Origin of the sequence: Pseudomonas sp. PSE1(2024), from assembly GCF_050990555.1 — a bacterium.
GTDB lineage: Bacteria > Pseudomonadota > Gammaproteobacteria > Pseudomonadales > Pseudomonadaceae > Aquipseudomonas > Aquipseudomonas aphyarum.
Genome location: NZ_CP158967.1, coordinates 2,248,196 through 2,268,365 on the forward strand (window position 1 = coordinate 2,248,196; position 20,170 = coordinate 2,268,365).

At 59.3% G+C, this 20,170-nt stretch carries 34 protein-coding genes and 1 pseudogene; 16 read left to right on the forward strand and 19 right to left on the reverse strand.

What is annotated here, in order from left to right; genetic code table 11:
• Positions 1 to 43: 43 nt before the first annotated feature.
• The 13 genes from ABTV87_RS10050 to ABTV87_RS10110 all read right to left on the reverse strand — a co-directional run bounded on the left by ABTV87_RS10050 (position 44) and on the right by ABTV87_RS10110 (position 7,622).
• Entirely contained in the window at positions 44 to 1,180 is a 1,137-nt protein-coding gene (locus ABTV87_RS10050) for a tyrosine-type recombinase/integrase (protein WP_433899373.1), read from the reverse strand.
• Positions 1,180 to 1,413, reverse strand: coding sequence for a hypothetical protein (locus tag ABTV87_RS10055; RefSeq protein ID WP_433899374.1), 234 nt, complete (start codon positions 1,411 to 1,413; stop codon positions 1,180 to 1,182). Before ABTV87_RS10055 ends, ABTV87_RS10050 begins: the two co-directional genes overlap by 1 nt.
• Positions 1,414 to 1,449: 36 nt before the next feature.
• The gene (locus tag ABTV87_RS10060) at positions 1,450 to 1,605 is read right to left on the reverse strand and encodes a hypothetical protein (RefSeq protein WP_162803818.1); all 156 of its coding nucleotides are present in this window, start codon (positions 1,603 to 1,605) and stop codon (positions 1,450 to 1,452) included.
• A 52-nt stretch (positions 1,606 to 1,657) separates the two neighbouring features.
• On the reverse strand, positions 1,658 to 2,251 hold the full coding sequence (locus ABTV87_RS10065; protein WP_433899375.1) for a hypothetical protein: 594 nt from the start codon (positions 2,249 to 2,251) through the stop codon (positions 1,658 to 1,660).
• A gap of 51 nt (positions 2,252 to 2,302) precedes the next feature.
• Complete coding sequence (locus ABTV87_RS10070; RefSeq protein ID WP_433899376.1) at positions 2,303 to 2,611, reverse strand: hypothetical protein; 309 nt, start codon at positions 2,609 to 2,611, stop codon at positions 2,303 to 2,305.
• A gap of 16 nt (positions 2,612 to 2,627) precedes the next feature.
• Positions 2,628 to 2,942, reverse strand: a complete 315-nt coding sequence (locus tag ABTV87_RS10075; protein WP_433899377.1) for a hypothetical protein — start codon at positions 2,940 to 2,942, stop codon at positions 2,628 to 2,630.
• Positions 2,939 to 3,127, reverse strand: coding sequence for a hypothetical protein (locus ABTV87_RS10080; protein ID WP_433899378.1), 189 nt, complete (start codon positions 3,125 to 3,127; stop codon positions 2,939 to 2,941). Before ABTV87_RS10080 ends, ABTV87_RS10075 begins: the two co-directional genes overlap by 4 nt.
• A gap of 49 nt (positions 3,128 to 3,176) precedes the next feature.
• Positions 3,177 to 3,551: a hypothetical protein gene (locus ABTV87_RS10085; RefSeq protein WP_433899379.1), complete on the reverse strand. Its 375-nt coding sequence runs from the start codon at positions 3,549 to 3,551 to the stop codon at positions 3,177 to 3,179.
• 73 nt (positions 3,552 to 3,624) lie between these two features.
• Entirely contained in the window at positions 3,625 to 4,059 is a 435-nt protein-coding gene (locus ABTV87_RS10090; protein ID WP_433899380.1) for a hypothetical protein, read from the reverse strand.
• Positions 4,060 to 4,105: 46 nt separating this feature from the next.
• Positions 4,106 to 4,867 (reverse strand): hypothetical protein, encoded by a 762-nt coding sequence (locus tag ABTV87_RS10095; protein WP_433899381.1) that lies wholly within the window; start codon positions 4,865 to 4,867, stop codon positions 4,106 to 4,108.
• A gap of 14 nt (positions 4,868 to 4,881) precedes the next feature.
• The gene (locus tag ABTV87_RS10100; protein WP_433899382.1) at positions 4,882 to 5,466 is read right to left on the reverse strand and encodes a hypothetical protein; all 585 of its coding nucleotides are present in this window, start codon (positions 5,464 to 5,466) and stop codon (positions 4,882 to 4,884) included.
• A gap of 407 nt (positions 5,467 to 5,873) precedes the next feature.
• Positions 5,874 to 6,797, reverse strand: a complete 924-nt coding sequence (locus ABTV87_RS10105; protein WP_433899383.1) for a DNA cytosine methyltransferase — start codon at positions 6,795 to 6,797, stop codon at positions 5,874 to 5,876.
• A gap of 45 nt (positions 6,798 to 6,842) precedes the next feature.
• Complete coding sequence (locus ABTV87_RS10110; protein WP_433899384.1) at positions 6,843 to 7,622, reverse strand: DUF2786 domain-containing protein; 780 nt, start codon at positions 7,620 to 7,622, stop codon at positions 6,843 to 6,845.
• A gap of 66 nt (positions 7,623 to 7,688) precedes the next feature.
• On the opposite strand from ABTV87_RS10110, the gene ABTV87_RS10115 reads away from it, so the two are divergent.
• The gene (locus tag ABTV87_RS10115; RefSeq protein ID WP_433899385.1) at positions 7,689 to 8,336 is read left to right on the forward strand and encodes a hypothetical protein; all 648 of its coding nucleotides are present in this window, start codon (positions 7,689 to 7,691) and stop codon (positions 8,334 to 8,336) included.
• Positions 8,337 to 8,385: 49 nt separating this feature from the next.
• Here the strand turns inward: ABTV87_RS10115 and ABTV87_RS10120 are convergent, their stop codons facing one another.
• The 5 genes and pseudogenes from ABTV87_RS10120 to ABTV87_RS10140 form a co-directional block, all read right to left on the reverse strand.
• Complete coding sequence (locus ABTV87_RS10120; protein ID WP_433899386.1) at positions 8,386 to 8,769, reverse strand: hypothetical protein; 384 nt, start codon at positions 8,767 to 8,769, stop codon at positions 8,386 to 8,388.
• Positions 8,770 to 8,853: 84 nt separating this feature from the next.
• Positions 8,854 to 9,147, reverse strand: a complete 294-nt coding sequence (locus ABTV87_RS10125) for a hypothetical protein (protein ID WP_433899387.1) — start codon at positions 9,145 to 9,147, stop codon at positions 8,854 to 8,856.
• Positions 9,148 to 9,158: 11 nt separating this feature from the next.
• A complete protein-coding gene (locus ABTV87_RS10130; RefSeq protein ID WP_433899388.1) occupies positions 9,159 to 9,476 on the reverse strand; it encodes a hypothetical protein in 318 nt (105 codons plus the stop codon).
• Positions 9,477 to 9,835: 359 nt separating this feature from the next.
• A pseudogene (locus tag ABTV87_RS10135) lies at positions 9,836 to 10,069 on the reverse strand (response regulator transcription factor); the annotation flags it as partial.
• Positions 10,070 to 10,426: 357 nt separating this feature from the next.
• Positions 10,427 to 11,167: a S24 family peptidase gene (locus tag ABTV87_RS10140; RefSeq protein ID WP_433899389.1), complete on the reverse strand. Its 741-nt coding sequence runs from the start codon at positions 11,165 to 11,167 to the stop codon at positions 10,427 to 10,429.
• Between the two features lie 83 nt (positions 11,168 to 11,250).
• On the opposite strand from ABTV87_RS10140, the gene ABTV87_RS10145 reads away from it, so the two are divergent.
• Both ABTV87_RS10145 and ABTV87_RS10150 read left to right on the forward strand, forming a co-directional pair.
• Entirely contained in the window at positions 11,251 to 11,535 is a 285-nt protein-coding gene (locus ABTV87_RS10145; RefSeq protein WP_433899390.1) for a hypothetical protein, read from the forward strand.
• Positions 11,536 to 11,577: 42 nt separating this feature from the next.
• Positions 11,578 to 11,772: a hypothetical protein gene (locus ABTV87_RS10150; RefSeq protein WP_433899391.1), complete on the forward strand. Its 195-nt coding sequence runs from the start codon at positions 11,578 to 11,580 to the stop codon at positions 11,770 to 11,772.
• On the opposite strand, the gene ABTV87_RS10155 is transcribed toward ABTV87_RS10150, so the two are convergent.
• Positions 11,769 to 12,041: a hypothetical protein gene (locus ABTV87_RS10155; protein ID WP_252959790.1), complete on the reverse strand. Its 273-nt coding sequence runs from the start codon at positions 12,039 to 12,041 to the stop codon at positions 11,769 to 11,771. The two genes, ABTV87_RS10150 and ABTV87_RS10155, sit on opposite strands and share 4 nt — an antisense overlap.
• Before the next feature lie 261 nt (positions 12,042 to 12,302).
• Between ABTV87_RS10155 and ABTV87_RS10160 the strand changes: the two genes are divergently transcribed.
• The 13 genes from ABTV87_RS10160 to ABTV87_RS10220 all read left to right on the forward strand — a co-directional run bounded on the left by ABTV87_RS10160 (position 12,303) and on the right by ABTV87_RS10220 (position 20,169).
• Positions 12,303 to 13,094 carry a helix-turn-helix domain-containing protein gene (locus tag ABTV87_RS10160; protein ID WP_433899392.1) on the forward strand — a complete coding sequence of 264 codons (792 nt, stop codon included), beginning with the start codon at positions 12,303 to 12,305 and terminating at the stop codon, positions 13,092 to 13,094.
• Entirely contained in the window at positions 13,094 to 13,756 is a 663-nt protein-coding gene (locus ABTV87_RS10165; protein ID WP_433899393.1) for a replication protein P, read from the forward strand. The genes ABTV87_RS10160 and ABTV87_RS10165 overlap by 1 nt, the downstream gene beginning before the upstream one ends.
• Positions 13,749 to 13,958 (forward strand): hypothetical protein, encoded by a 210-nt coding sequence (locus ABTV87_RS10170; RefSeq protein WP_433899394.1) that lies wholly within the window; start codon positions 13,749 to 13,751, stop codon positions 13,956 to 13,958. Before ABTV87_RS10165 ends, ABTV87_RS10170 begins: the two co-directional genes overlap by 8 nt.
• Positions 13,949 to 14,251, forward strand: coding sequence for a nuclease domain-containing protein (locus tag ABTV87_RS10175; protein ID WP_433899395.1), 303 nt, complete (start codon positions 13,949 to 13,951; stop codon positions 14,249 to 14,251). Before ABTV87_RS10170 ends, ABTV87_RS10175 begins: the two co-directional genes overlap by 10 nt.
• The gene (locus ABTV87_RS10180) at positions 14,248 to 14,619 is read left to right on the forward strand and encodes an endodeoxyribonuclease RusA (RefSeq protein ID WP_433899396.1); all 372 of its coding nucleotides are present in this window, start codon (positions 14,248 to 14,250) and stop codon (positions 14,617 to 14,619) included. Before ABTV87_RS10175 ends, ABTV87_RS10180 begins: the two co-directional genes overlap by 4 nt.
• Positions 14,616 to 15,896 carry a tyrosine-type recombinase/integrase gene (locus ABTV87_RS10185; RefSeq protein WP_433899397.1) on the forward strand — a complete coding sequence of 427 codons (1,281 nt, stop codon included), beginning with the start codon at positions 14,616 to 14,618 and terminating at the stop codon, positions 15,894 to 15,896. The genes ABTV87_RS10180 and ABTV87_RS10185 overlap by 4 nt, the downstream gene beginning before the upstream one ends.
• A gap of 16 nt (positions 15,897 to 15,912) precedes the next feature.
• Positions 15,913 to 16,164, forward strand: coding sequence for a hypothetical protein (locus ABTV87_RS10190; RefSeq protein ID WP_433899398.1), 252 nt, complete (start codon positions 15,913 to 15,915; stop codon positions 16,162 to 16,164).
• Positions 16,161 to 16,478 (forward strand): hypothetical protein, encoded by a 318-nt coding sequence (locus ABTV87_RS10195; RefSeq protein ID WP_433899399.1) that lies wholly within the window; start codon positions 16,161 to 16,163, stop codon positions 16,476 to 16,478. Before ABTV87_RS10190 ends, ABTV87_RS10195 begins: the two co-directional genes overlap by 4 nt.
• 3 nt (positions 16,479 to 16,481) lie before the next feature.
• On the forward strand, positions 16,482 to 16,835 hold the full coding sequence (locus tag ABTV87_RS10200) for an antiterminator Q family protein (protein ID WP_433899400.1): 354 nt from the start codon (positions 16,482 to 16,484) through the stop codon (positions 16,833 to 16,835).
• Between the two features lie 212 nt (positions 16,836 to 17,047).
• Positions 17,048 to 17,371: a phage holin, lambda family gene (locus ABTV87_RS10205; RefSeq protein ID WP_083368521.1), complete on the forward strand. Its 324-nt coding sequence runs from the start codon at positions 17,048 to 17,050 to the stop codon at positions 17,369 to 17,371.
• Between the two features lie 114 nt (positions 17,372 to 17,485).
• A complete protein-coding gene (locus ABTV87_RS10210; protein WP_433899844.1) occupies positions 17,486 to 17,818 on the forward strand; it encodes an HNH endonuclease in 333 nt (110 codons plus the stop codon).
• A gap of 179 nt (positions 17,819 to 17,997) precedes the next feature.
• Positions 17,998 to 18,486, forward strand: coding sequence for a terminase small subunit (locus ABTV87_RS10215; RefSeq protein WP_433899401.1), 489 nt, complete (start codon positions 17,998 to 18,000; stop codon positions 18,484 to 18,486).
• Positions 18,487 to 18,489: 3 nt separating this feature from the next.
• The gene (locus ABTV87_RS10220) at positions 18,490 to 20,169 is read left to right on the forward strand and encodes a terminase large subunit (RefSeq protein WP_433899402.1); all 1,680 of its coding nucleotides are present in this window, start codon (positions 18,490 to 18,492) and stop codon (positions 20,167 to 20,169) included.
• Position 20,170: the final 1 nt, after the last annotated feature.

The window sequence follows — 20,170 nt, forward strand, 5'->3', positions numbered from 1 at the left end:
GCGATTTGCAAAACTTTTGCAAAAATTTTGCAAAACTCCCACCTCAGAACGCCAATTCGGCGCCCACCTCGACGTACTCAATCGTCTTATCGCCGTGCCCCTCCTGGTAATGCTTCGTCATCTTCTCGTCCGCGTGGCCCAGCAGCGCCTGGATGTATTCCTGCGGGAAGTTCTGCTGCTCGTACAGCCACGCACCTAAAGCGCGGATCTCGTGAAAAGTGGGGCGCTCACCGGCCGGCACATGGTCGTAGGCGTGCGCCGCATCCCGGGCCTTGCTGAACTCCTTGGTCAGGTAGTCCGGCGTCACCGACGTCCAGTGATCCTTCGCGTCGATCTGTTCCCGGCGCCGGGCCTTCGGCTTGTAGTGGATCAGGTACGGCGAGACCAGCGGCGAGCGCAGGCATTCCCCGACCACGTCGCGCAGCGCGGCACCCATGGTGATCTTCAGGTGCACCGGGTTGTCGTACCCCTGAGTCTTGCCCGGCGACACGGTCAGCGTGTTCTTCTCCATGTCGACGGCAGACTTCAGCCAGGTCACGATATCCTCGCGGCGCTGAAGGCTGGCCAGTGCCAGGCGAATCGCTCGCTTGAGCCACGGCGGCGTGGTCGCCGCATCGATGATCGACTTCAATCCCTCGAGCGTATGCCGCTGGCGCTTCTTCTCCGCTTCCTTCTTCACCAGGGTCAGCTCGGCGCAGTTGCGCTCGGCCAGGCCCTTGGCCACGGCGAAGGCGAAGATCTGCACCCATAACCCGCGATGCTTTGTGTAGGCGTTGTTGCTGAACTGGTCCAGGTACTCGGCCATGGCCAGCACGTCCATCTGCCCAATCAGCCGCTCGCCGAGATCCTGCCGGTACCGCTCGAGCTTGAACTTGATCTCTTCCAGGGTGCGTGCCGCGTAGCCCTTGTCCACCAGCCATTCGTCATGGAAGCGCTGCAGCAGGTTGCTCACCGTCGGTAGGCGATCGCCAGTCAGCAGGGTGAGCAGGGCGCCGTCATCCACGACCAGCGCCGCCAGTTTGAGATTGGCCGCGTGAGCCAGCTTGATTGCCTCCTCCAACGGCCGGTTGATGCTCGTCATCAGGCCGGTGATAGGGTTGCGGTACCGCCAATACTTCCCGTTCGGGTAAAGGTTTGGCGGCAACTTCCTGTTCTTTATCGTGCGCGGCCGAGCAGCCATCAGCCTACCTCCAGCATCTGGGCCAGCAGTGGGTCACTCGAACCCATGACCGCCGCCTGCACATCGACGAAATACATCCCGCCTTTTATCTCGCCTACCACTTCCCCGTCCTCAATCCATTTTTTCAATTGCTGCAGACTCGGCTTACCGCCGGCGTACCGGAGCTTCCTGTATTCGCCCGCCTCCATGAGGCGAGGCAACTTGACCGTGATCTGGGCCAGAATTTTTGCCATTGTGATGCTCCACGCCGCCGGCGGCGGCAGAAGGGTTTAATGAAGGGTCACGCTGTCCTGCCCTGGGGCGATGGCGCGAGCCTGTTGTTCGGTGCGGAAGGACATGTGCTGTTTGGTGCCGTTGCAGTCAGCGATGACCCACCAGAAGCCGCCGAAGCGGTGCGGGCCCTTGATGATCTTCGTGATGGTCATGGCGCACTTCCTTGCCCGGGTGGGCGGTGCCGCGCGGGGCGGCAGAAGGTGGTTATTCGGTGGCTTTGGCGATGGCAGCCCGGACGACTTTCAGGTACTGGCCATCAACGCCGACGTAGCCCATGCCTTCGCAGCGTTTTTCAACGCCCTTGAGCACCTCGACGATTTCGTTGCGCTGGTCTTTCAGCTCGATGAGCGCCTGGCGGAGCTGGTCAGCTTCTTCCACGCATTCTTCTGCCAGAATTTCGAAGTGCTCGGCGGGCTCCCAAGGCGACGGGATAACGTTCGTTGCCCAATCCTGCCAATGCTCGACGCTTTCACCGCGTGCAATGCGCTCCTGCTTCATGCGTTCCCCCAGCTCGCGCAGCTCCAGTGCTCTTTTCTCGGCATCTTCTTTATTGAGGCAGGGGTATTGCTCACCGGGCCCAACACTGTGGATTGCCCAAAGCTCGACCTTTGGCTCCGCCATTGCCTGTCGGAAAGCGCAGACCTCCTGACAGAGCGATGGGCCGCCTTGGGCAATATCTGGATGGCTCTCCAACAAGGCCAGCGCTCGCTCGACGGTACCGCGATCGAGGCTCACCACTTCGGCGGCCGGCGCAGGCGGCGCCGTCAAGGCTTCAATGATTCGTTCTATTCCGGACATGCGAATTCCTCGCCCGCCGTACACCGGCAGGCTGTTGAGTAGGGGGAGGGGTTACCAGCGGTCGAAGAAGTTGCCGCCGCGTCGGGTGTAGGGGATCGATACCAGCTGCTTCGCGGCGTACCCGGCTTGGCGCAGGCTGACTTCCTTGTGGTCGGAATAGCCAACGTGGCAGACCTCGTCGCCGCCGGCGCTGCTCAGGACAATCATCGCCGCCAGTGGCTCGCGTTCGATTTCGTCGCCCTCGATGTGCGCCGCCATCGCGCGGAACCAGTTGGCCAGCTTCTTGCGCTCTGCCTGGTTTTGCAGAACCTTTCGGTTGTGCAGTCGGGTGCTGGCCGGGAATTCGAAGATCTCAGCCATGGGGTTTCCTCCGTGGTTATTGGATGAGTTCGGCCGGGACCTTGACCGTGGCGCCATGCTTGGCGAAGACCACAGCGCGGAACACGGCGATGGTTCGGGTTTCGCCGATCTGGCGGCTGAGTGGGTCGTTGGTCACGTCGGCCAGCCACGGGTGCCGGTGGCCGACATCGATCCAGACGCCGTACTTCGTGATCAGCTGCTCGGCGTCGGGCAGGGCGAAGAGATCCAGCTGGCCCACGACGGGCTGTTGGTCACCCTCGATCGTGTTGATTGCCCAGTCCAGCGCCGGGCCGGCCAGTTCCTCGGTACGGGCGCTGACCGTGCGGCTCATGATGTGAGCCCGGTCAGCGGATGCCAGAACGCTTGGTGCTCGCACTTGCTGCACTTGAAGGTCCGCATGTCCACGATCTGGCCCGTGACTTCGAACTGATGGGTGCTGCGCGTTTCGATCGTGCAGTACGTCGTGCCGAGCCAGCGCCGGCGAAACCGTCTCGCCAGAAGCTGGAACCAGTTCATCGCCACGGCCCCTTGTAGATGAGGTAGGTCATGTAGAGCGGGGCGAAGATCATAGTAGGTGCGCTCCTGCTTCGAGTAGGCCGTCGCGGTCTTCGCGCAGGTTGTCGCGCTCAGCCTTGAGCTGGTCGCGCTCCCTGATCAAAGCCTTGATGGCTGTTGAGATATTCCGGTGACCGAGGGTGATGGTGATGGCTTGGGCTTCGTCGAACAGTTTGACCTTCTGGTCTCGATCGTCCGCCGCCCGCGCGGCCAACTCCTTTTCCCGAATCCTGAGGCACCGCTTGCAGGTGACGTACCGCCAGTCATTGGTGAGTTGCTCGTCGGCCATGTCGCCGTCGGTGCCGCAATAAACGTGCTCTGGCGGATCCTGATCAGCCTCGGTGCCGCCATCCCACGGGTACAGGTGAATCGCTCGCTTGCTCATCCGATCACCGCCTTTATGGTCAGGGCCAATGGAAGCCAGAAGAAGAGGGTGCAGCCGGCCATGCAGGAAAGGATCATGGCGCGGCCTGCTTGCGGGCTTCTGCTTCCATCAGGATGTCTTCGCACTTGTCGGCAGCTTCCTGGCCATACTCCTGCTCAATCCCTTTCAGCCACGCCTGCGCTGCTTTCACTCGACCCTCTGATGTGAGGCGTGCCCAGTGCACATGCGGGCCGTCCTCGGTATCGAAGATCCCCAGCAGAAACCACTCGGGACCAGGTGCTTCAGGATCCCATCCGATACAGTGCGCGGCGGAACCGTTGTAGTAGGGGTGGCTATCCAAGTCGGAATCCATCCCCCAGTACGTCAGCTCGAGACCTTGCTCCTTGAGCCAGGCATGGTATGGCGCTGGGTCTTCACCGCCATCGAATGCCGGAATGCCCGGGTGCCACCAAAAGCCGTTTTCATCGCGAGCGACTTCTACGGGTCCGATCAACTTATCTTCAGGCATGACTTCGTCCTTGCCGCTATAGCGGCTGACTTTGAAGGGGAGGGAGTTACAGCTGTTTGGTGCAGCTGGCGTGGGTTCTCGCGGCGTGCATCTCTGCTTCAGTGGCCTTGCGCCCGGATACCCACATGCCGTCGGGATGGCGCTGGAAAGTCCAGCCGTAATGGGCGTTCGCCTCGTCGATCATGACGGCAAACTTGCCGTTCCATGTTTCGATCATTCCCTTGATCCGCTCGGGCTGCTTCGCAGTGATCAATTGCGTGGCGTCACGAAATTGATCGGGCATCTTGCCGAGGTGGTCTTCGATGAACTGCTCGGTGAAGGGCTGGGCGACCTTTCCGGTGGTGCCAACGACATGGTCTTGCTCGACCATTGCGAGCGGGTGCTCGACATGGTTCGGAAACAATGCGCGAATCCGGGCCAGAAGGTGGTAGAGGTGTTCGCCGTCTTCGCCCTTCATTCCGGCGTGGTAGTCGACGCTGACAGAGGCCAAGGCCAGCATCTCGGCGAGATCATCAGACCGCTGATCCGCTGCGTTCAGGCGCTGCTGCAGGGCGTCACGCTCGGCGGTGACACGGTCGAACTCGACGGCCATCACCACATCAGGTTGTGGTTGCTGGCAAGTGTCCGGCTGATCTTTTCCGCTGAATGCCCACGCTGTGGGGCCTTGGCACATCTCCAGCGTCAGGTTGCTGGTGATCTCGTCAATTACCTCGCGGTCAAGCTTCTTGCTGTAGTGGTTGACCAGCTCGTTGGCGATAGTGAAAACCATGGTTCCGAGTCGGGTGGACTTTTGGTCTTGATTGCTCACTTCGAATGCCTCTTTCAATTGTCGGTACCGGTGTAGGTGCGCCAAGGCACCTTCACGCCGTTTACGAGGAATCCCCAGTCACCGCGCCACTTGCTGGTGATGAAGAGAGTGAAGACGCCGCCGGGGGATACCTGGTCGATGCGGTGGTATTCGCCGTGGTTGAGGCGGGCGGTGTCGCCTGGCTGGCGTTCGATGTACTCGGTGGCCTGGAAGGCAGCGTCGAACGACTGGCGCAGCTCGGAGGCTTTCATCAGCAGCTGGTGAAGCACCGGATCATCTGGCTGAAGCAGCCGCTGCTCCGTGTACCCGCCGCGCAGGATGATCGTGCGGGCGTTCCACGGGTGATCATGCAAGTCCCGGTCTTCGTCCGGCCGCAGGATGTGGTGGATCCGGAATGACCACGGGCACCACCAGAACCTCGCCTTGTGCGTCTCCCGGCTGTACGGGTTGAACAGCCACCAGCGGCCCATGTACATCTCGGTGCCGTCGGCGGACATGATGTGCTGGTACGGGGTGAGCTTGGCGCGGGCGATGAGCCAGTCGGCGATGGTTGGGCGCGCGAGTACCTTGGCGAGGATTCGCCAGAAGATGTTCAGCATGGGTGGCTTCCTATGCCGGGGCATGCCCGGGCGGTGGAGGGTGGTCCCGCGACGTTCTCGTTGTTCGCGTGGCTGAGTGTTAGGCTCTTGGAATCACGTGCGAGGGCCTGAGATGGAATGGTGGAACTGGTGGTTGGTAACGGCTCTGATTGCCGGCCAGGCCTTATACGATTCGTTCGTTCGCCTTCCGAGAGCTGGGCAGGCACTACGCGATGTCACGGAAGAACGAGATCGATACAAAGAGGACCTTGAGGAATTGCAGGTCAGATTCGACCGGCTCGACGCTGAGTGCTTGGAAGCGCAGGATCAACTGAATAGGATCAGGGATCCCGAGTTCTACTCCGCTCTAGACGCTGGAGACGGGCAGGCGCTCTACGAACTCGACAAAAAGAGAGGGTTGATCTAAGTCACGCCGCGGCTTTGAGCGCTTCGAGGATTCGTTTGCCGGCGAGTGGTGGCACCGCATTTCCGGTCATGTGCATGGTCAGCCGGTGGTTGTCCGGACGCAGCGTACCCTTCGGAAATGACTGAGCGGCCATCGCTTCGTCGGCGTTGATCATGCGCATCATGTCGCCGTCGACGACTGCCCAGCGGTCCAGCGTGGTAATGGTGCCGATCGGGCGGTCAAGGCTGCGACCGGTGAGGCCAGAGCCTGAGCCGTAGTAAGGCATGACGAAACGATCGCCGAAGCGCTCACGACCATTCTTCACGCGGGTCAGTGTCGAGGCGGCGCGGCCTGGCTTGTTGATCGGCGACCACTTGCCGGCATCGAAGTCGATAATCTCGCGGGCCGGGACGTGTTGGTAGCGGGGCAGTTGCAGGTGCAGCGGTGCCTTGCTGCGTGAGCAGACCATGAACAGGCGAACGCGGTGTTGTGGGACGCCGAGGTCGGCGCAGTCCACGATGTGCGGTGCCAGTGAGTAACCCAGGCGCTGCATGGCATCAGCCCAGGCCGGGTACAGAATCCAGTCCATGAACTCCGGTACGTTCTCGATCACCGCGAACTCCGGCCGGTTGACCTCGGCGTTTTGCACCGGCGCCCATGCTGTCGAGCGCGAGTTGTCGTGCTGAGGGTTACCGGCTGACTTGCCGCGAGCCTTGGTGTGCCCCTGGCAGCAGGGAGAGGCGAGCATGACATCGTGCTTCGGCACGTCCGCCCAGTTCGCTTGGTGCAGATCCTGACAGACATGGATTGTTTCCGGATGGTTTGCGCTGTGCCATTTAACGGCTTCTGGCCAGTGGTTGGCAGCCCAAAGCACTTTCAGGCCTGCTTCCTTTCCGCCAGTTGTCCATCCGCCGCATCCGGCGAACAAGTCGATTGCTGTGAGCATGCTGAGCCCTTGCCGGCATGTGCCGGGTAGTGAAGTGAGATGAGGTCAGGCTGTCGCGGAAAGGGCCAGAATGTCGTCGCCACCGCGTGCGATGCCGGCGTGTAGCTCCACTTTTTGGCCAGCGAGCATCCCGGCGATCTGGGCGTTCATATCTAACTCGACGCCCTTGCTTTTCCGTGACTCTCTGATGTCCTGAGTGGCGAGGTACTCGCTGATCAATGCCTTGTCCTGCGCCTGAATCGCGACGAGGTCGTGGCCAGTGGCGGACTGTCCGATCGGATCATCATCAGCCTGAGGTACAAGCGCTTTCAGTTTCGACTGGACTTCCCATACCCACGCCAGCGCGAAATGGTCGCCTGCGGTTTCGGGCGAGTAGTCACTGCGGCGAACTCCAGACCTGACCGCAGAGCAGTACTCTTTGCGTGCCTGGGTGAGCTTGGTGTGCAGTGACTCATACGCATACAAGGCGATGTTCTGAGCAGGAGAAACGCCGACAAATGTCGCGCACTCGATCACTTGGCCTTTTGCAGAACTCCACTTGCTGCGGCGCAGCGTCGTGCAATTGAATGCATCTGCTACGGCGATACTCAGTTGCTGATCCCATGCCGGCCGGCGCTTGGCGCGGTACAGTTCCGACTCAACTTCGCCGACATCGCTCAACTTCACATCCATGTCGGTCAGTCTGTACTCGCGCATCAATGCCTGGGCCTGGCGCAACGCCGTGGCGGCTTCGTTCTCGTTCGCGCTCTGGGCCAGTGCCAGGCAGTGCTTAATCTTGCGGATCGCGCGCTCGAGTTTCTTTTCGTCGATCTGTTGTGCGGACATAGGGGATCCTCGCAACCTTTAGCAACGTTATGCATAATCGGTCGATAAAATTATGAGTTGGAAATTATGAAAAACAGAGGATTGGAGTTTTTTGTTGCCGCTCTTTTGATGGGCGTTGGAATTTTGTTTGGTAGTCTCACTCCATCTAGCGTTTTTTTTGAATTCAAGCTTACCGACGTTTTCGGAATGATTTCGTCACTTGCGACTATAGTCGGTGTGGCTATTGCTTTTGACGCGTTAGGAAGTTGGAAGAGGCAGATTCACTACAGCAAAAAGTATGCGCATGCAGAGGAGTTAGAGGCCGTCGATAGCTGTTTTAAAAGCTTGCAGCGTATCGGAATTGCCTGCCGGGGAATAGGAATCGCTCACCTACGCCGCGACGGCATGCAAGAGGCGGAAATAGAGCTAGATAAAAAGCGACTTGATTATTTTGTGCAGCACGGCACTTATCAGTCAATTTGGTGGCGGGCGTCTCGATATCTCGATAAAGCTGAATTGGCGGGGTATCGATGGACGCCAGATGCTGTGGATAATTTATATTTTGAAAGCGTAACTAAATTCCATTTAGAAATGAATAAATTGGCAGGGGAAGACCAAATGGCCGCTCATATGTCAATCGAGAAAAATCATAGTGAATTTAGAGCGTTGATATCTGAGGCTGCAAACGAAGCGCGCTTAGGTGTTGATGATTTATTTCAGAAGTTGCTGAAATAGAACGGCAGGCGGCGCCTTGCGTTATACGGATGCGCAGCGATGGTAAGGGTTATTGTGGGATATCGATTTCGTCGTCAGGCTCGGGCGGATCGTCGGCGAGCGATTTCATACCGGCGGCCTGAATGATTCGCGACACCTTTTCAGAAACAACAAAAGGTGTCGTGACACATTTGAGCATCTGGGCCTGGGTTTCGAAGTCGGCGGCGATCAGGTTCCGCAGCAGGTTCTGATACACCTCCTGCTGGTTGTTGAAGCCGTGGGCGGCCATGACTCGCTTGAGGTCTGGCTTGAAGACTCCGGCGACTTCAACCGTAAACTTCTCGACGCCCAATGCAGCGTCCTTCGCTGCTGCCTTCTCGCGCTTCTTGCGCTGCTTGATGGCTTCCGCCGTCGGCGGCGGCTCGACCGGCGCAAGTTCCTGTTCTTCGGCCATGGCCTACCTCTTCAATTCCGCTGGCCGGCAAGTCCAGCCAGGTCTGTCGGCGGCGCGTGGCCGCCCGGGTGGTGGTTCGTTTCATCAGTCTTTGAATTTGATGTTGTTTTCTTTGGCGATGAGCAGGGCGCGCTTGTGGCCGATGTCCAGCTCTTTGCAGGCTTGGTAGAGGTTGGCGCCGCTTTCGGCCAGGCGCTTGAGGTCGGGCGCGATCTTGTCGCGTTTGGCGCGGAGCTTGTCGCCGTAGGCGGTGCCGAAGGTCAGCTCGCGCTCACCGGACACGCCCGGCGCGATCTGTTGAGCCTGCTTGCCGGCGCCGAAGAACTCTTCCAGCGCCCGGTTCAGGTGGTCGGTGATCTGCTCGCGCGGATCTCGCATTGGCACACCAATCACTGCTCACCAACCTTTGGCCGGTTGGCCTTCTCTTCGAATTGGATCGCCATGTCGAGCGCTGCTTTGTAGGTCCAGCGAAACGCCTTGGTCTTGCCGGTGGACAGATCCACGACATGGAAAGCCTTGCCGACTGTCTTCACCTGAAAGCGCACCTTCTTCTCCGGCATCACCAGGCCGGCGAGCCGTGCGAACGTCTCGCGCGCTGCCTGGGTGCGAATCATCAGGACGCGCAGAACATCGACGCGCTGTTGCATCAGTGGGTGCATTTGCATGGCTGATCCCTCGGTGGTGGGGTTGCGTTCATTCGTCAGCACTCGGCGCCGCCTGCTGGTTGCCGTTGGGCGCAGGGGAGAGTGCTGACGCAATAAACGCCGGACAAAAGAAAGCCCGGTAGCACCCGGGCTTTCGTCTTCACGTAGACCTCCCTACGTGAAGGGGGTGAAAAGTGCCTCCGGTAGGAGGGCTTTGACTGAGCTTCACATGACTGCCAATCCTCCGTGCCGGGGTATCTGAAATGCAGGTGGGCGGTTATAGGCCGCAGTTTCGTCCGCATCCCGATGCACCCTGTCGCCAAGGTGCAGCAGTGATGCCTAGCCGTCGTTTAAGCGATAAAAACACCATCGTTCGATTCCCCAACTGGACCTTGAGGATTCGGACCGTCTGCCTGTCCTACGATGATTTCCCGCCGCATGGCCTCGGCGACCGCAGCCGACTGGCGCTGAACGCCCAGCTTGAACATGGCGTTGGAGATCCGCTTGGCGACCGTCCCCGGTTCAACATCGTGAGATCGGGCGATCTGTTTGGCGGTAAGGCCCTGGGCGACTAAAAGCAAAAACTGAAGTTCTCTGCGAGCAAGCCCACGGCCGAGATGGCCGATCCATGTGCCGCTCTTGATGATTGATTCCATGCTGTGTGCCTCTCGGTTGATTTCCCAATGCGCCCGGCGGGCCAGGCGCATCAGTGAAAAACACCGTGTCCCTTCGGCGCTGCTGGCGCGGTACGGGCTCATTCAAGTTGTTCGTCCGACCGCGACACCGTCCGCCGGATAACTGGATTTGGCGCTTTACGCTGCACGCCCGGGTCAGTTGCCAACCCTCTGAACCGTTCAGGCCGGTTCATCGCTGCCTTCCATCTGGCCGGTTGTTATCCGGCGATGGAGCAAATATGTACCAATGGTTCATAACGGTCAAGTACCAAAAGTACATATTTTTCTTTGGGGCACAAAAAACCCGGCGCCTGGCCGGGTTAATTTGATTCGGATGCTTTAGATCATTCCCCCGCGCCATACTACGCGACCGATGATCCGCACTTCGTTTATTTCGCCGTCACGCAGCGCCTCATCCCCGTAGCGCGCTTTGTCCTGGTTGTCGCTTCGAATTATCCAACCGCCGATATCCGACTTCACCAGACGCTTCACGATTGTTCCCTTCGTAGCGCTTTGCATGGCAAATATCTGACCGTCCTTCGGTTCTATCTTCGACTCGTCCACCAGCAACACGTCACCATCGTTGATGGTCGGTTCCATGCTGTGACCGTTCGCGTAGATTACGTCGAGGTGTCTCTGGTTGAGATTGTTAGCGCGCAACCAGGAAGATTTGAACGCCATGACGCCACGAATTTCGACATGACTGTTGTCTTCGCCGGATCCTGTCGAGCCTCGCGCGGTGAGTTGGAGTACGCCCGTATAACTCGGGTCGTCCTTCAGCTCAAAACCTCTCGGAGGAGTCCGTTCGTCCTCGACTGGTAGGGTGGCTGACGCTTCTTTCATGTCTCCGCGACCGTACTCCAGCCATTCGACACGTACTCCAAGAGCATTGGCCACGGCGAGCATCTTCGCTCCACCAGGCATCGACTCTCCATTCATCCATTTGCTGGTGGCTTTAGGTGTGACGCCTGCCATTTTTGCCAGGCGAGCACCAGCGCCCCACTCGGGGATTTCTTTTTCGGCCAGTGCCTTTTTCAGGCGAGCGACGAACGCTGCGCGTAATTCTTCTATTTGAACCATGGGTACATGGTTACACGTGCTTGCATGTACTTTCAGTTCCGACATAATATGTACTGTAAGTTCATAAATGACCCGGAGGCCTTATGCGGCCGCTCAAGAAATCGATCGATGCTGCCGGCGGTGTTTCAGCTGTTGCTATGGCCTGCGGCAAAACCCCCAGAGCTGTTTACAAATGGCTTGAAGCCGATGCGCTGCCGCGCACGGACTACACCGGCGAAACCCAATACGCCAAGAAGATTGCCGAATTGGCCGCCGCTAAGGGCAAAACGTTTGATGTCGACTGGCTGCTTTCCGAAGCCCAGCCAAAGAAGTCTTTGGCGGCTGAGACGAATTATGCGCCACCAGGCCTTGCGCCCGTAGCGATGTGAAATAGCTGTAAATCCATACAGCACAAAGGAAGGGATAAGGAAATGACAGACAAGAAAAATGAATCGGGCTTTCCGGTAAGTGGCGGGGCAGACGAGAAGCTCGACTACCTCGCCAATCTGGTTACACCGGTAGATCTGCGTAGTCGCCGAGCTGAAAAGAACACCTATTCACTCAGTATTCAGACAAACGATTCAGGCCACCAGCTTGTAGCCGGTTTTTCGGTCTGTGTTGATTAGTCAAGGCGACCTTTGAACATGCCGATGAGCTGTGAGTGCAGCGGACCAACGACATCTTTGCCAGTCGGGGGAGAGTTTTGCAGATCGGTTAGGGCTTTCTTGAATTTTTCAACATCGAAGCCGGGCACTTCCTTGACAGCATCGATTAGAAACATCACCGCATTTGTGTTGGCCAGTGTCGCTGTAGATAGCACTTTCACCACATGGTCGAATTTTTCGTTGATGTCACCGGTGCTGCGAACCACATCACTTAAATCTACAAACTTCATGTCCGGCCTCCTAGGCCTTTTCGAGTGGAATCAGAAAGCTACCACAGATGCGCCGGACACCTACACCGCCTGAATCGCAGGCAAAAAAAAGCCGGTGGCTAGACCGGCTTCTTTAAAACGCACAACAACTTGAGGGGCCAGTATGAGCACGAACGTCACCCCCGGCAATACCCCCATTCCTACGACACGTTTTGGTCAATCTCAAAACGTGTCGCGACACACGCCATCTAGTTCAGCCGAATTGAATATCGGAGCCTCGAAGTGAGCGTTCAAGCAATGTCATGGGCGCTGTCTTTGCCCACGCAAGTTCTCAAGGATGCCAGTGCCCGGCACGTGCTGCTGTGCCTGGCCAACTATGCCGGATCGAATGGCGCGGGCGCTTTCCCGTCGGCGACGACTCTAGCCCAGGACACCGGCCTGTCCGAGCGCACCGTCCGCTACAAACTTGATGACCTGGAGAAGTCCGGTCTGATCAAGCAGGGAAATCAGGCGATTGCCGCTGTTCACATTGATCGCCACGACCGCCGCCCAGTCGTTTACGACCTTCAACTATTGCGGGGTGCAAATGCTGCACCCCGTTCTGATCGGGGTGCAAATGACGGCACGGGGTGCAGTTCAGAACAGAACGGGGTGCAACCTACGACAGAACGGGGTGCAGCGGCTGCACCCAATCCGTCACTTAACCATCAACTAACCGAAGAGCAGCTGCAGCAGCGCGAGATTGATGCCGCTCTCGCCGAACAAAACACCGCCGCCCTCGAGCCGCAGGATGATCGCCGGCGCTTCGCCATGTTCGCCACCTGGGCGCCAAACGAAAAGGCGCTGGACGATCAGATCGCAATCGCCGGGCTTCCCGCTGATGCGGTACCTGACGCCGCCGTTCGGGCTTTCATGGGTTTCTTCGTTGCCAAGCCCGCCACCGTCGATACATCGGCCGGCTGGTGCTATCGGCTCGTCCAGTGGGTGAAGCGTGAACGTGTGCAAGCAGCAGGCCGTGGTCAAGAGCCTGATTTCAACGACACCAGCTGGGGCGATGACCTGGGAGGTCTGTGATGAAGTCCGTTTCGAATGTGCTGCAAATGTTGCCCAACGTAGCGTCGGCCGAGGTGGTGCCGGTGAAGGCTGACCCGGGAACTGTCCAGGTCATCAATGCGTTGTTCCGCGAACTCATGGCGATTTTCCCGGCGTGGAAACAGGCATGGCCTGACAAAGAGGCAACCAGCGCCGCTAAGGCCACATGGACCAAGGCGTTCATGGCCGAAAAAATCACGACGATCGAGCAGATTCGCTTCGGCATCGAGCGGTGCAGGAAGCTGGGGTCTGACTTCGCGCCGAGCGTCGGCCGGTTCATCAATCTGTGCCAGCCAACCCCGGAAATGCTCGGCCTTCCGCCGCTCGAAACGGCGTTTCGAGAAGCGTGCCGAAATGTTCATCCGTCGATGGCCGGCCAGGCGAACTGGTCGCACGACGCGATCTGGCACACGGCCAAGGAGTCTGGCTTCGAAAGCCTGAACCGTTTGGAAACTTCGCTGGCGCGCAAGCTGTTTGAGCGCAACTACGTGATCACGGTGCGCCGCTTGATCGATGGCCTACCGCTGCAAAAGATGCCGCTTGCATTGCCGGCCCGTGTTGATGGCCGCCGGACGCCCGAGGTCGGAAACAGGGCATTGGCCGAGCTGCGCGCCATGCGTTCGAGCGGGGTTCGCCATGCCTGATCGCCGCCTCGCTGTCCCTCAAATCGAAACCTACCGCTGGGCCGTGTTCTGCTGCTCGTTCAAGGTCGACTTGAGTTCGCCGCCGGATCACGCACTGGCGCTGTTCGCCGATTCGGCCATGGCCAAACGCTACGGCGCGTGGATGTGGCCGGGCACCTTCGAGGTGGTCGACGTCGTCACGGGGAAGCCGGCATGCGAGTGAACTCGAAAAAGCTGCGCAACGCGGCCCGAGGCCAGGACTGCACCGTGCGCCTGCCGGGTGTCTGCAATCACAACCCTGAAACCACCGTCCTAGCGCATTTGCCGTGCGGACAAAAGGGCATGGGCATGAAGGGCTTCGACACTGTTGCGGTGTACGCCTGCAGCGCCTGCCACGACGTCATCGATGGCCGCGCCGCCGGCGAGGTCGATTGGTCCGATATACCGCGCGCCATCGCCGAAACCCATGAAGGCCTGATCCGGGCTGGAATTCTCACCGTGAAGGGGGCTGCATGATCGACATGACGCTGCCGTGGCCGCCAAAGGAGTTGAGTCCGAATGCGCGCGTGCACTGGCGGCAAAAACACAAGCACGCAAAAGCGTACCGCCGCACCTGCGGACTGATCGCGCTGGCGCTGGATGCACCGCGACTCAGTGGCAAAAAATACTTCTGGGTTACGTTCTGTCCGCCGAATCGCCGGACCTATGACGATGACAACCTGCTGGCGCGCTTCAAGGCCGGCCGTGACGGTGTTGCGGACGGCCTAGGCATCGACGACAAGAACTTCGTGACCACGATCAACATCGGCAAGCCGGTGCCAGGTGGCGAGGTGCGCGTGCACATCCGGGATTATCCAATCGACCCGGAGCCGAACACGCCATGAGCCAGAGCCTGCTGACCACGTTTTCAGATGCCGAGATCCGCCGCCAATCAGCCAACACCGATATCCGTGACATGCGCGACGCGCGGTTCCCAGGCGTTTACTTCCGCTTCCACAAGAACCGCGAGCGGGGTACGTGGTACCTGGTGTCCGGTAAAGGCTGGGACAAAATCGCCCGTTTCCCGGATCTGCCGGTGAAGGGGTTGATCAACGCACTGCCGAAGATCCGCGAACGCCTGGCCGCCGATCCGAAGGCCTCTGCGTCGGCTGGCACCCTGCAGACCGTTGGCCAGCTGCTGGATTGGTTCGCCGCCCGACAGGCCGTTGATCGCAGCCTTTCGGACAAGCGCCGCTCCACCAACACCTCGATCATCAGTCTCCACCTGAAACCGCGCCTCGGCGAGCTGCTGGTGGACGATCTCGACCGTTTCACCCTGGACAAGCAACTGATGTGGCCGATGCAGGCCGAGTTCTCTCTGTCCTACGTTCGGCTGGTGTGGGGCGTGCTGGTGGTTGCCATGCGGCAGGCCGAGAAGCTGCGCCTGATCAGCACCAACCCGATCGCCGGCTTCAAGTTCACCGACTTCACCAAGGCCCGGATTCTGCCGAAACCATCGCGCCTGCGTGCCGTGCAGCTTGAGGACGTGATCGAACAGCTGGCCGGTGGCTTCGACCGGGCACCGCAGGACTGCATGCTCGCGCTGATGATGCTTTGCCACGGCACGCGTGTCGGTGAAACCCGAATGGCTCGATGGCAGCACCTGACTCTGGGCGAGCAGGGCGAGTGGTTCATCCCGGCCGAGAACACGAAGACCCGTTGCGAGCATCGGTTGCCGCTGACGCAGCAGGTCTGTGCGCTGCTGGAGCGGTACCGGGACTGGCAGGCAGGGAAGGGCTACAAGGGCGCGTTCGTGTTCCCGGCACGGTTGGGCGGGTGCCTTAGTGATGGTCAGGCCTGCGCTGTGTTTACCCGGTTGGGAAAGGGTGAGTGGACAAGCCACGACCTGCGGAAGGTGGCCCGGACCGGCTGGACTGACCTCGGTGTGGACTTCCTCATTGGCGAGATGCTGGTGAACCACACGATGACCCGCAATGTGCAGACCTACATCCACACATCTGCCGAACTGCTCAAGCGCGAAGCCCTGAACAAGTGGCACGAATGGTTAGACGGAAAGGGCTTTCGCCTGATTCACGGCTTGACCATGACTAGAAACGGAAATTCGCAGAATGCCGCCAAGGCCTTGAATGGCGCGGCTTCTAGCCAAATCACGAAACAATAAAAGGCGAGGTTTAAAAATGGAAAATATGAGTCATCTGTCCCTCGTCGAAGGCCGAGAACAGTGGGTCGTTGTTCGTCATCTTGTTGGTGGCGTGCTGATCAAAACTGAGGTGCTTGAGGATCTCCCCGCAGAGTTCAACAACCTCGAACTCAACGGGGTCACGTACCGTCCGGCAGTAATCATGGGGGTTGATAAGGGGAACTTTGATCGTGGTCGTCTCATTCAGCCCCAGGCAGATGTGCATTACGCCGAAGTGGAGGCTCTATGAAAAAGTCCCACGGTCCGGCGTTCCGCGCCGCTCAACTCGACTTGGCCAAGTGCCCGGCATGCCGTGGTCGTGCAGTGATCAAGGGCGTGTTTCACGAACTGGCCTGCGTGCAGTGTAACGCCTCGGGTTGGGTCACCGCCGAGACCGGCGAGCCCCTGCCGCTGGATGTGCTGGTGACGCAGCTAAGCATTCGTCTTCAGGCTGCCGAGCACCAGATCGAACAGTTCAACTGCTTCAAGCCTGCCGGTGCTGAAGCGCAATACAACGAGAACAACCGCCGTGGCCCTGGTGCCACCAACTTTACTGGGGATTGAGCCATGGCCTTTACACCGACATTTAAAGAACGTACCGCCGAGGATCTGCTGGAACACTGGGGGCGCTGGGTCGTACTGGGCTCCGGCGTGTCCAGCTGCGCCTCCCGCGAGAACACGATCCTGTCGCCGATGATCACTGATGACGACGCGCTGATGATCGATGGTTTGATGGGTCGCCTGCTGAAGCGTTACCCGGAATGCGGGCAGGTGCTGATGCGCTACTACACCAGCCGCGACACGTCGCTGATGGAAGTCGGCAAGAAGATGAAGTTCGGCGAAGAGAAGACCAGGCAGCTCTGGAAAGCCGGCGTGGCCTGGATTGATGGCGCGCTCGATATTCGACGTCAGGCCGCTTGACAGGCCCGGGGACTGACTATAGATTTCAGTTACTTTGCGGTTTTTCCGCGTGCAAAGCCCGTCTCCGAGATGGGCTTTTTGCTTTCTACCACTCAATGAGCCTCGGCATTCGCCGGGGCTTTTTCGTTTTCGGTTCCACCACACCCATTGCTCCGAGCTGGGAGTGCTGCTGGAGCCGGACCTAATGCACTCCCCTAAAGGGAGGAATCGAGATGCCGAACATGCCTGAGAAGGATCCCGGACTGTGGGCCGCTGTGCTCGCCTGGCTGCTGCTGCATCAGCCGCAGCTCTATGCCGCTGGCCTTTCGGTCGGTATCGCTGTACTGCGGGTGATGTACGGCGGTGGCACTCGCCGTCAGATGTATCTGGAGGGTGCGCTGTGCGGCCTGGTCACGCTCTCGCTGGTGCCACTCCTTGAATGGATGGGCTTACCGCAGAGCATGGCCACGTTCGCTGGCGGCGCCGTTGGCTTTCTCGGTGTCGAGAAGGTGCGCGGTTACTACGACCGAGCAGCCGCTCGAAAGGTTGAAGGCTGATGGCCTGCTCTGGATGCGCTGCTCGGCGAGCGCGGGCGGTGAAGTGGCTGAACATCGCCCGAGAGCGTGCAGCCTCGTTGATCTCACCGAAGCCGAATGTTGGAGCGCTACCTGATGGGAAGGCTGAAGACGTTAGGAAGCAGGGTTCAGACCCAGGCTGACCGACTGGCGTCCATCAACACGAATTCATGGCGCGCCACGAAGGAAACGTCAGCGCAGCGTGGCTATGGGTACAAGTGGCAGAAGGCCCGCGAGGTCTGGCTGCTTGACCATCCTCTCTGCGTCTACTGCGAGCGGGCTGGTCGAGTCGCTGCTGGATCCGTCGTCGACCACAAAGTCGCGCATCGTGGCGACATGGTGCTGTTCTGGGATCGATCCAACTGGCAGACCCTGTGCAAGCCCTGCCACGACTCGGTCAAGCAGGCTGAGGAGGCTGGCCAGGCTTGAGACAGGCAGGCGATCCAAGCCGCTGGTAGAGAATGAGACGAATTCTCAATAAGATGCACCGAAATGGTGCGATAGGAAACGTCTATGGAGGGGGGGGTCGAAATATAGGGGGTTAATACGCTCCAGACCGCGCCCGATCCCATTCGTACTTTTTTTCCCGACCCTAAGGTTTTTTGTTAATGGTGTTAACAGACAAACAGCGACAGTTTGTTGACGCAAAAGCCCGGGGTGCGTCAAACAAAGAAGCGGCAGAAGCCGCAGGATGTAAGGCTTCGACGGCATCTGCAGCCGGTTCCCGATGGGCCAATGACCCCAAGATTGCAAGTGCAATCCTTGCTCGCCGAGCTGAGCTCAGTGTTAACCCTGAGAAATCCAGAAAACGCCGAGAACAGTCATCCGACCAAGCTCCGGAGACGGATGAAGCCGGCGGCGAATTCCTCGATTGCCTTCCTACTACTGAAGACCCATTGGTCTGGCTGTTGGCGCTGATGAACGAGCCAAGGGCCAAGGTTTTTGATCGGCGCAACGCCGCCCAGACCGCTGTGCCTTATGTGCATGGCAAGAAGGGTGACGCTGGCAAGAAGGAACTGAAAGAACAGGCCGCCAAGGAGGCGGGGAAGGGCAAATACTCCGCCGGCAAGCCACCGCTCACTGTCGTAAGGAAGTAGCCAATGCTTTGGACAACTGCCTGCCCTGACTGGTGGCAGCGTCTCTCTGTGGGCGAATCAATCATTCCGGCGCCATTGTTTCCCGCCGAAGCTGAGGAAGGGCTGGAGGTTTTCCGTTCGCTGAAGATCGTGGATGCCCCGGGCTGTCCGACCATCGAAACGGCGTGTGCACCCTGGGTGCTGGATTTCGCCGGCGCGATCTTCGGCAGCTACAACAGCGAAACAGGCCATCGCCTGATCAGCGAGTACTTCCTCTGCATTCCGAAGAAGAACTCCAAGTCGACGATCGCGGCGGCGATCATGCTGACCGCACTGATTCGCAACTGGAGGCTGGAAGCCGAGTTCATCATCCTGGCACCGACCAAAGAGATTGCCGACAACGCATTCAAGCCGTGCGCGGCCATGGTCAAGCACGATGAAGAGCTTAGCGATCTGCTCCACGTTCAGCCGCACCTAAAACTGATCACGCACCGCGAAACGGGCGCAACGCTGAAGGTCGTGGCGGCAGATAGTGACGTCGTTGGTGGCAAGAAGGCCGTGGGCGTCCTGATCGACGAGGCCTGGCTGTTCGGCAAGAACGTCAAGGCGCCGGACATGATTCGGGAGGCCACGGGCGGCCTGCTATCCCGGCCTGAAGGCTTCATCATCTGGCTGACGACTCAGTCAAACGAGCCGCCGGCCGGAATATTCAAGTCGAAACTCAGCTACGCGCGCGGCGTGCGCGAGGGCCGAATTGAAGATCCGCGCTTCCTTCCGGTGATCTACGAGTTTCCGCCGGAGATGATTGAGAGCGGCGAGGCTCGCCGACCCGAGAATTTCCACCTAGTGAACCCCAACATGGGGTACTCGGTGGACAGGCCGACCCTCGAGCGGCTGTTTATGCAGGCCGAACTCGACGGTGAGGCCGAGGTGCGAGGGTTTCTGGCCAAGTTCCTCAACATCGAGATTGGCCTGGCGCTGATGTCAGACAGCTGGGTCGGCGCCGACTTCTGGGAGCCGCAAGCAGAGAAGGGCCTGACGCTGGATTCGCTCATTGAGCGCTGCGAGGTGATCGTGGTGGGCGTCGACGGTGGCGGTCTCGATGACTTACTGGGACTGGCGGTCATGGGGCGCGTTAGAGAGTCGCGCACCTGGCTGCACTGGGCACATGCATATGCTCACCCCTCAGTGCTGACCAGGCGGAAGACCGAAGCGCCGCGCTTGATGGACTTGGCGGCGGTAGGCGATCTGACGCTGGTTCAAAAGATCGGCGATGACGTCGCGCATCTCGCGGCGACTGTCGCTCGGATCAATGAGGCTGGGTTGCTCGACAAGGTTGGGCTCGACCCGGCTGGCATCGGCGCGGTTCTCGACGCGCTGGCCGACGCCGGCATCGAAGAAGACCAGGTAATTGGTATCTCTCAGGGCTGGAAGCTGACCGGCGCAATCAAAACCACTGAGCGAAAGCTCGCCGAAGGGGCGCTGCTGCATTGCGGTCAGCCTCTGATGGCATGGGCTTGCGGCAACGCCAAGGGCGTTCCGTCCGCCAATGCCTTTTTGATCACAAAACAGGCCTCGGGCACCGCAAAAATCGACCCACTCATGGCTACGTTCAACGCCGTTTCACTGCTCGCACTGAATCCGGAGGCGCGCGGCGGCATGGATGACTACCTCAATAACGGCTTTTTCGGACTAGTAGGCTGAC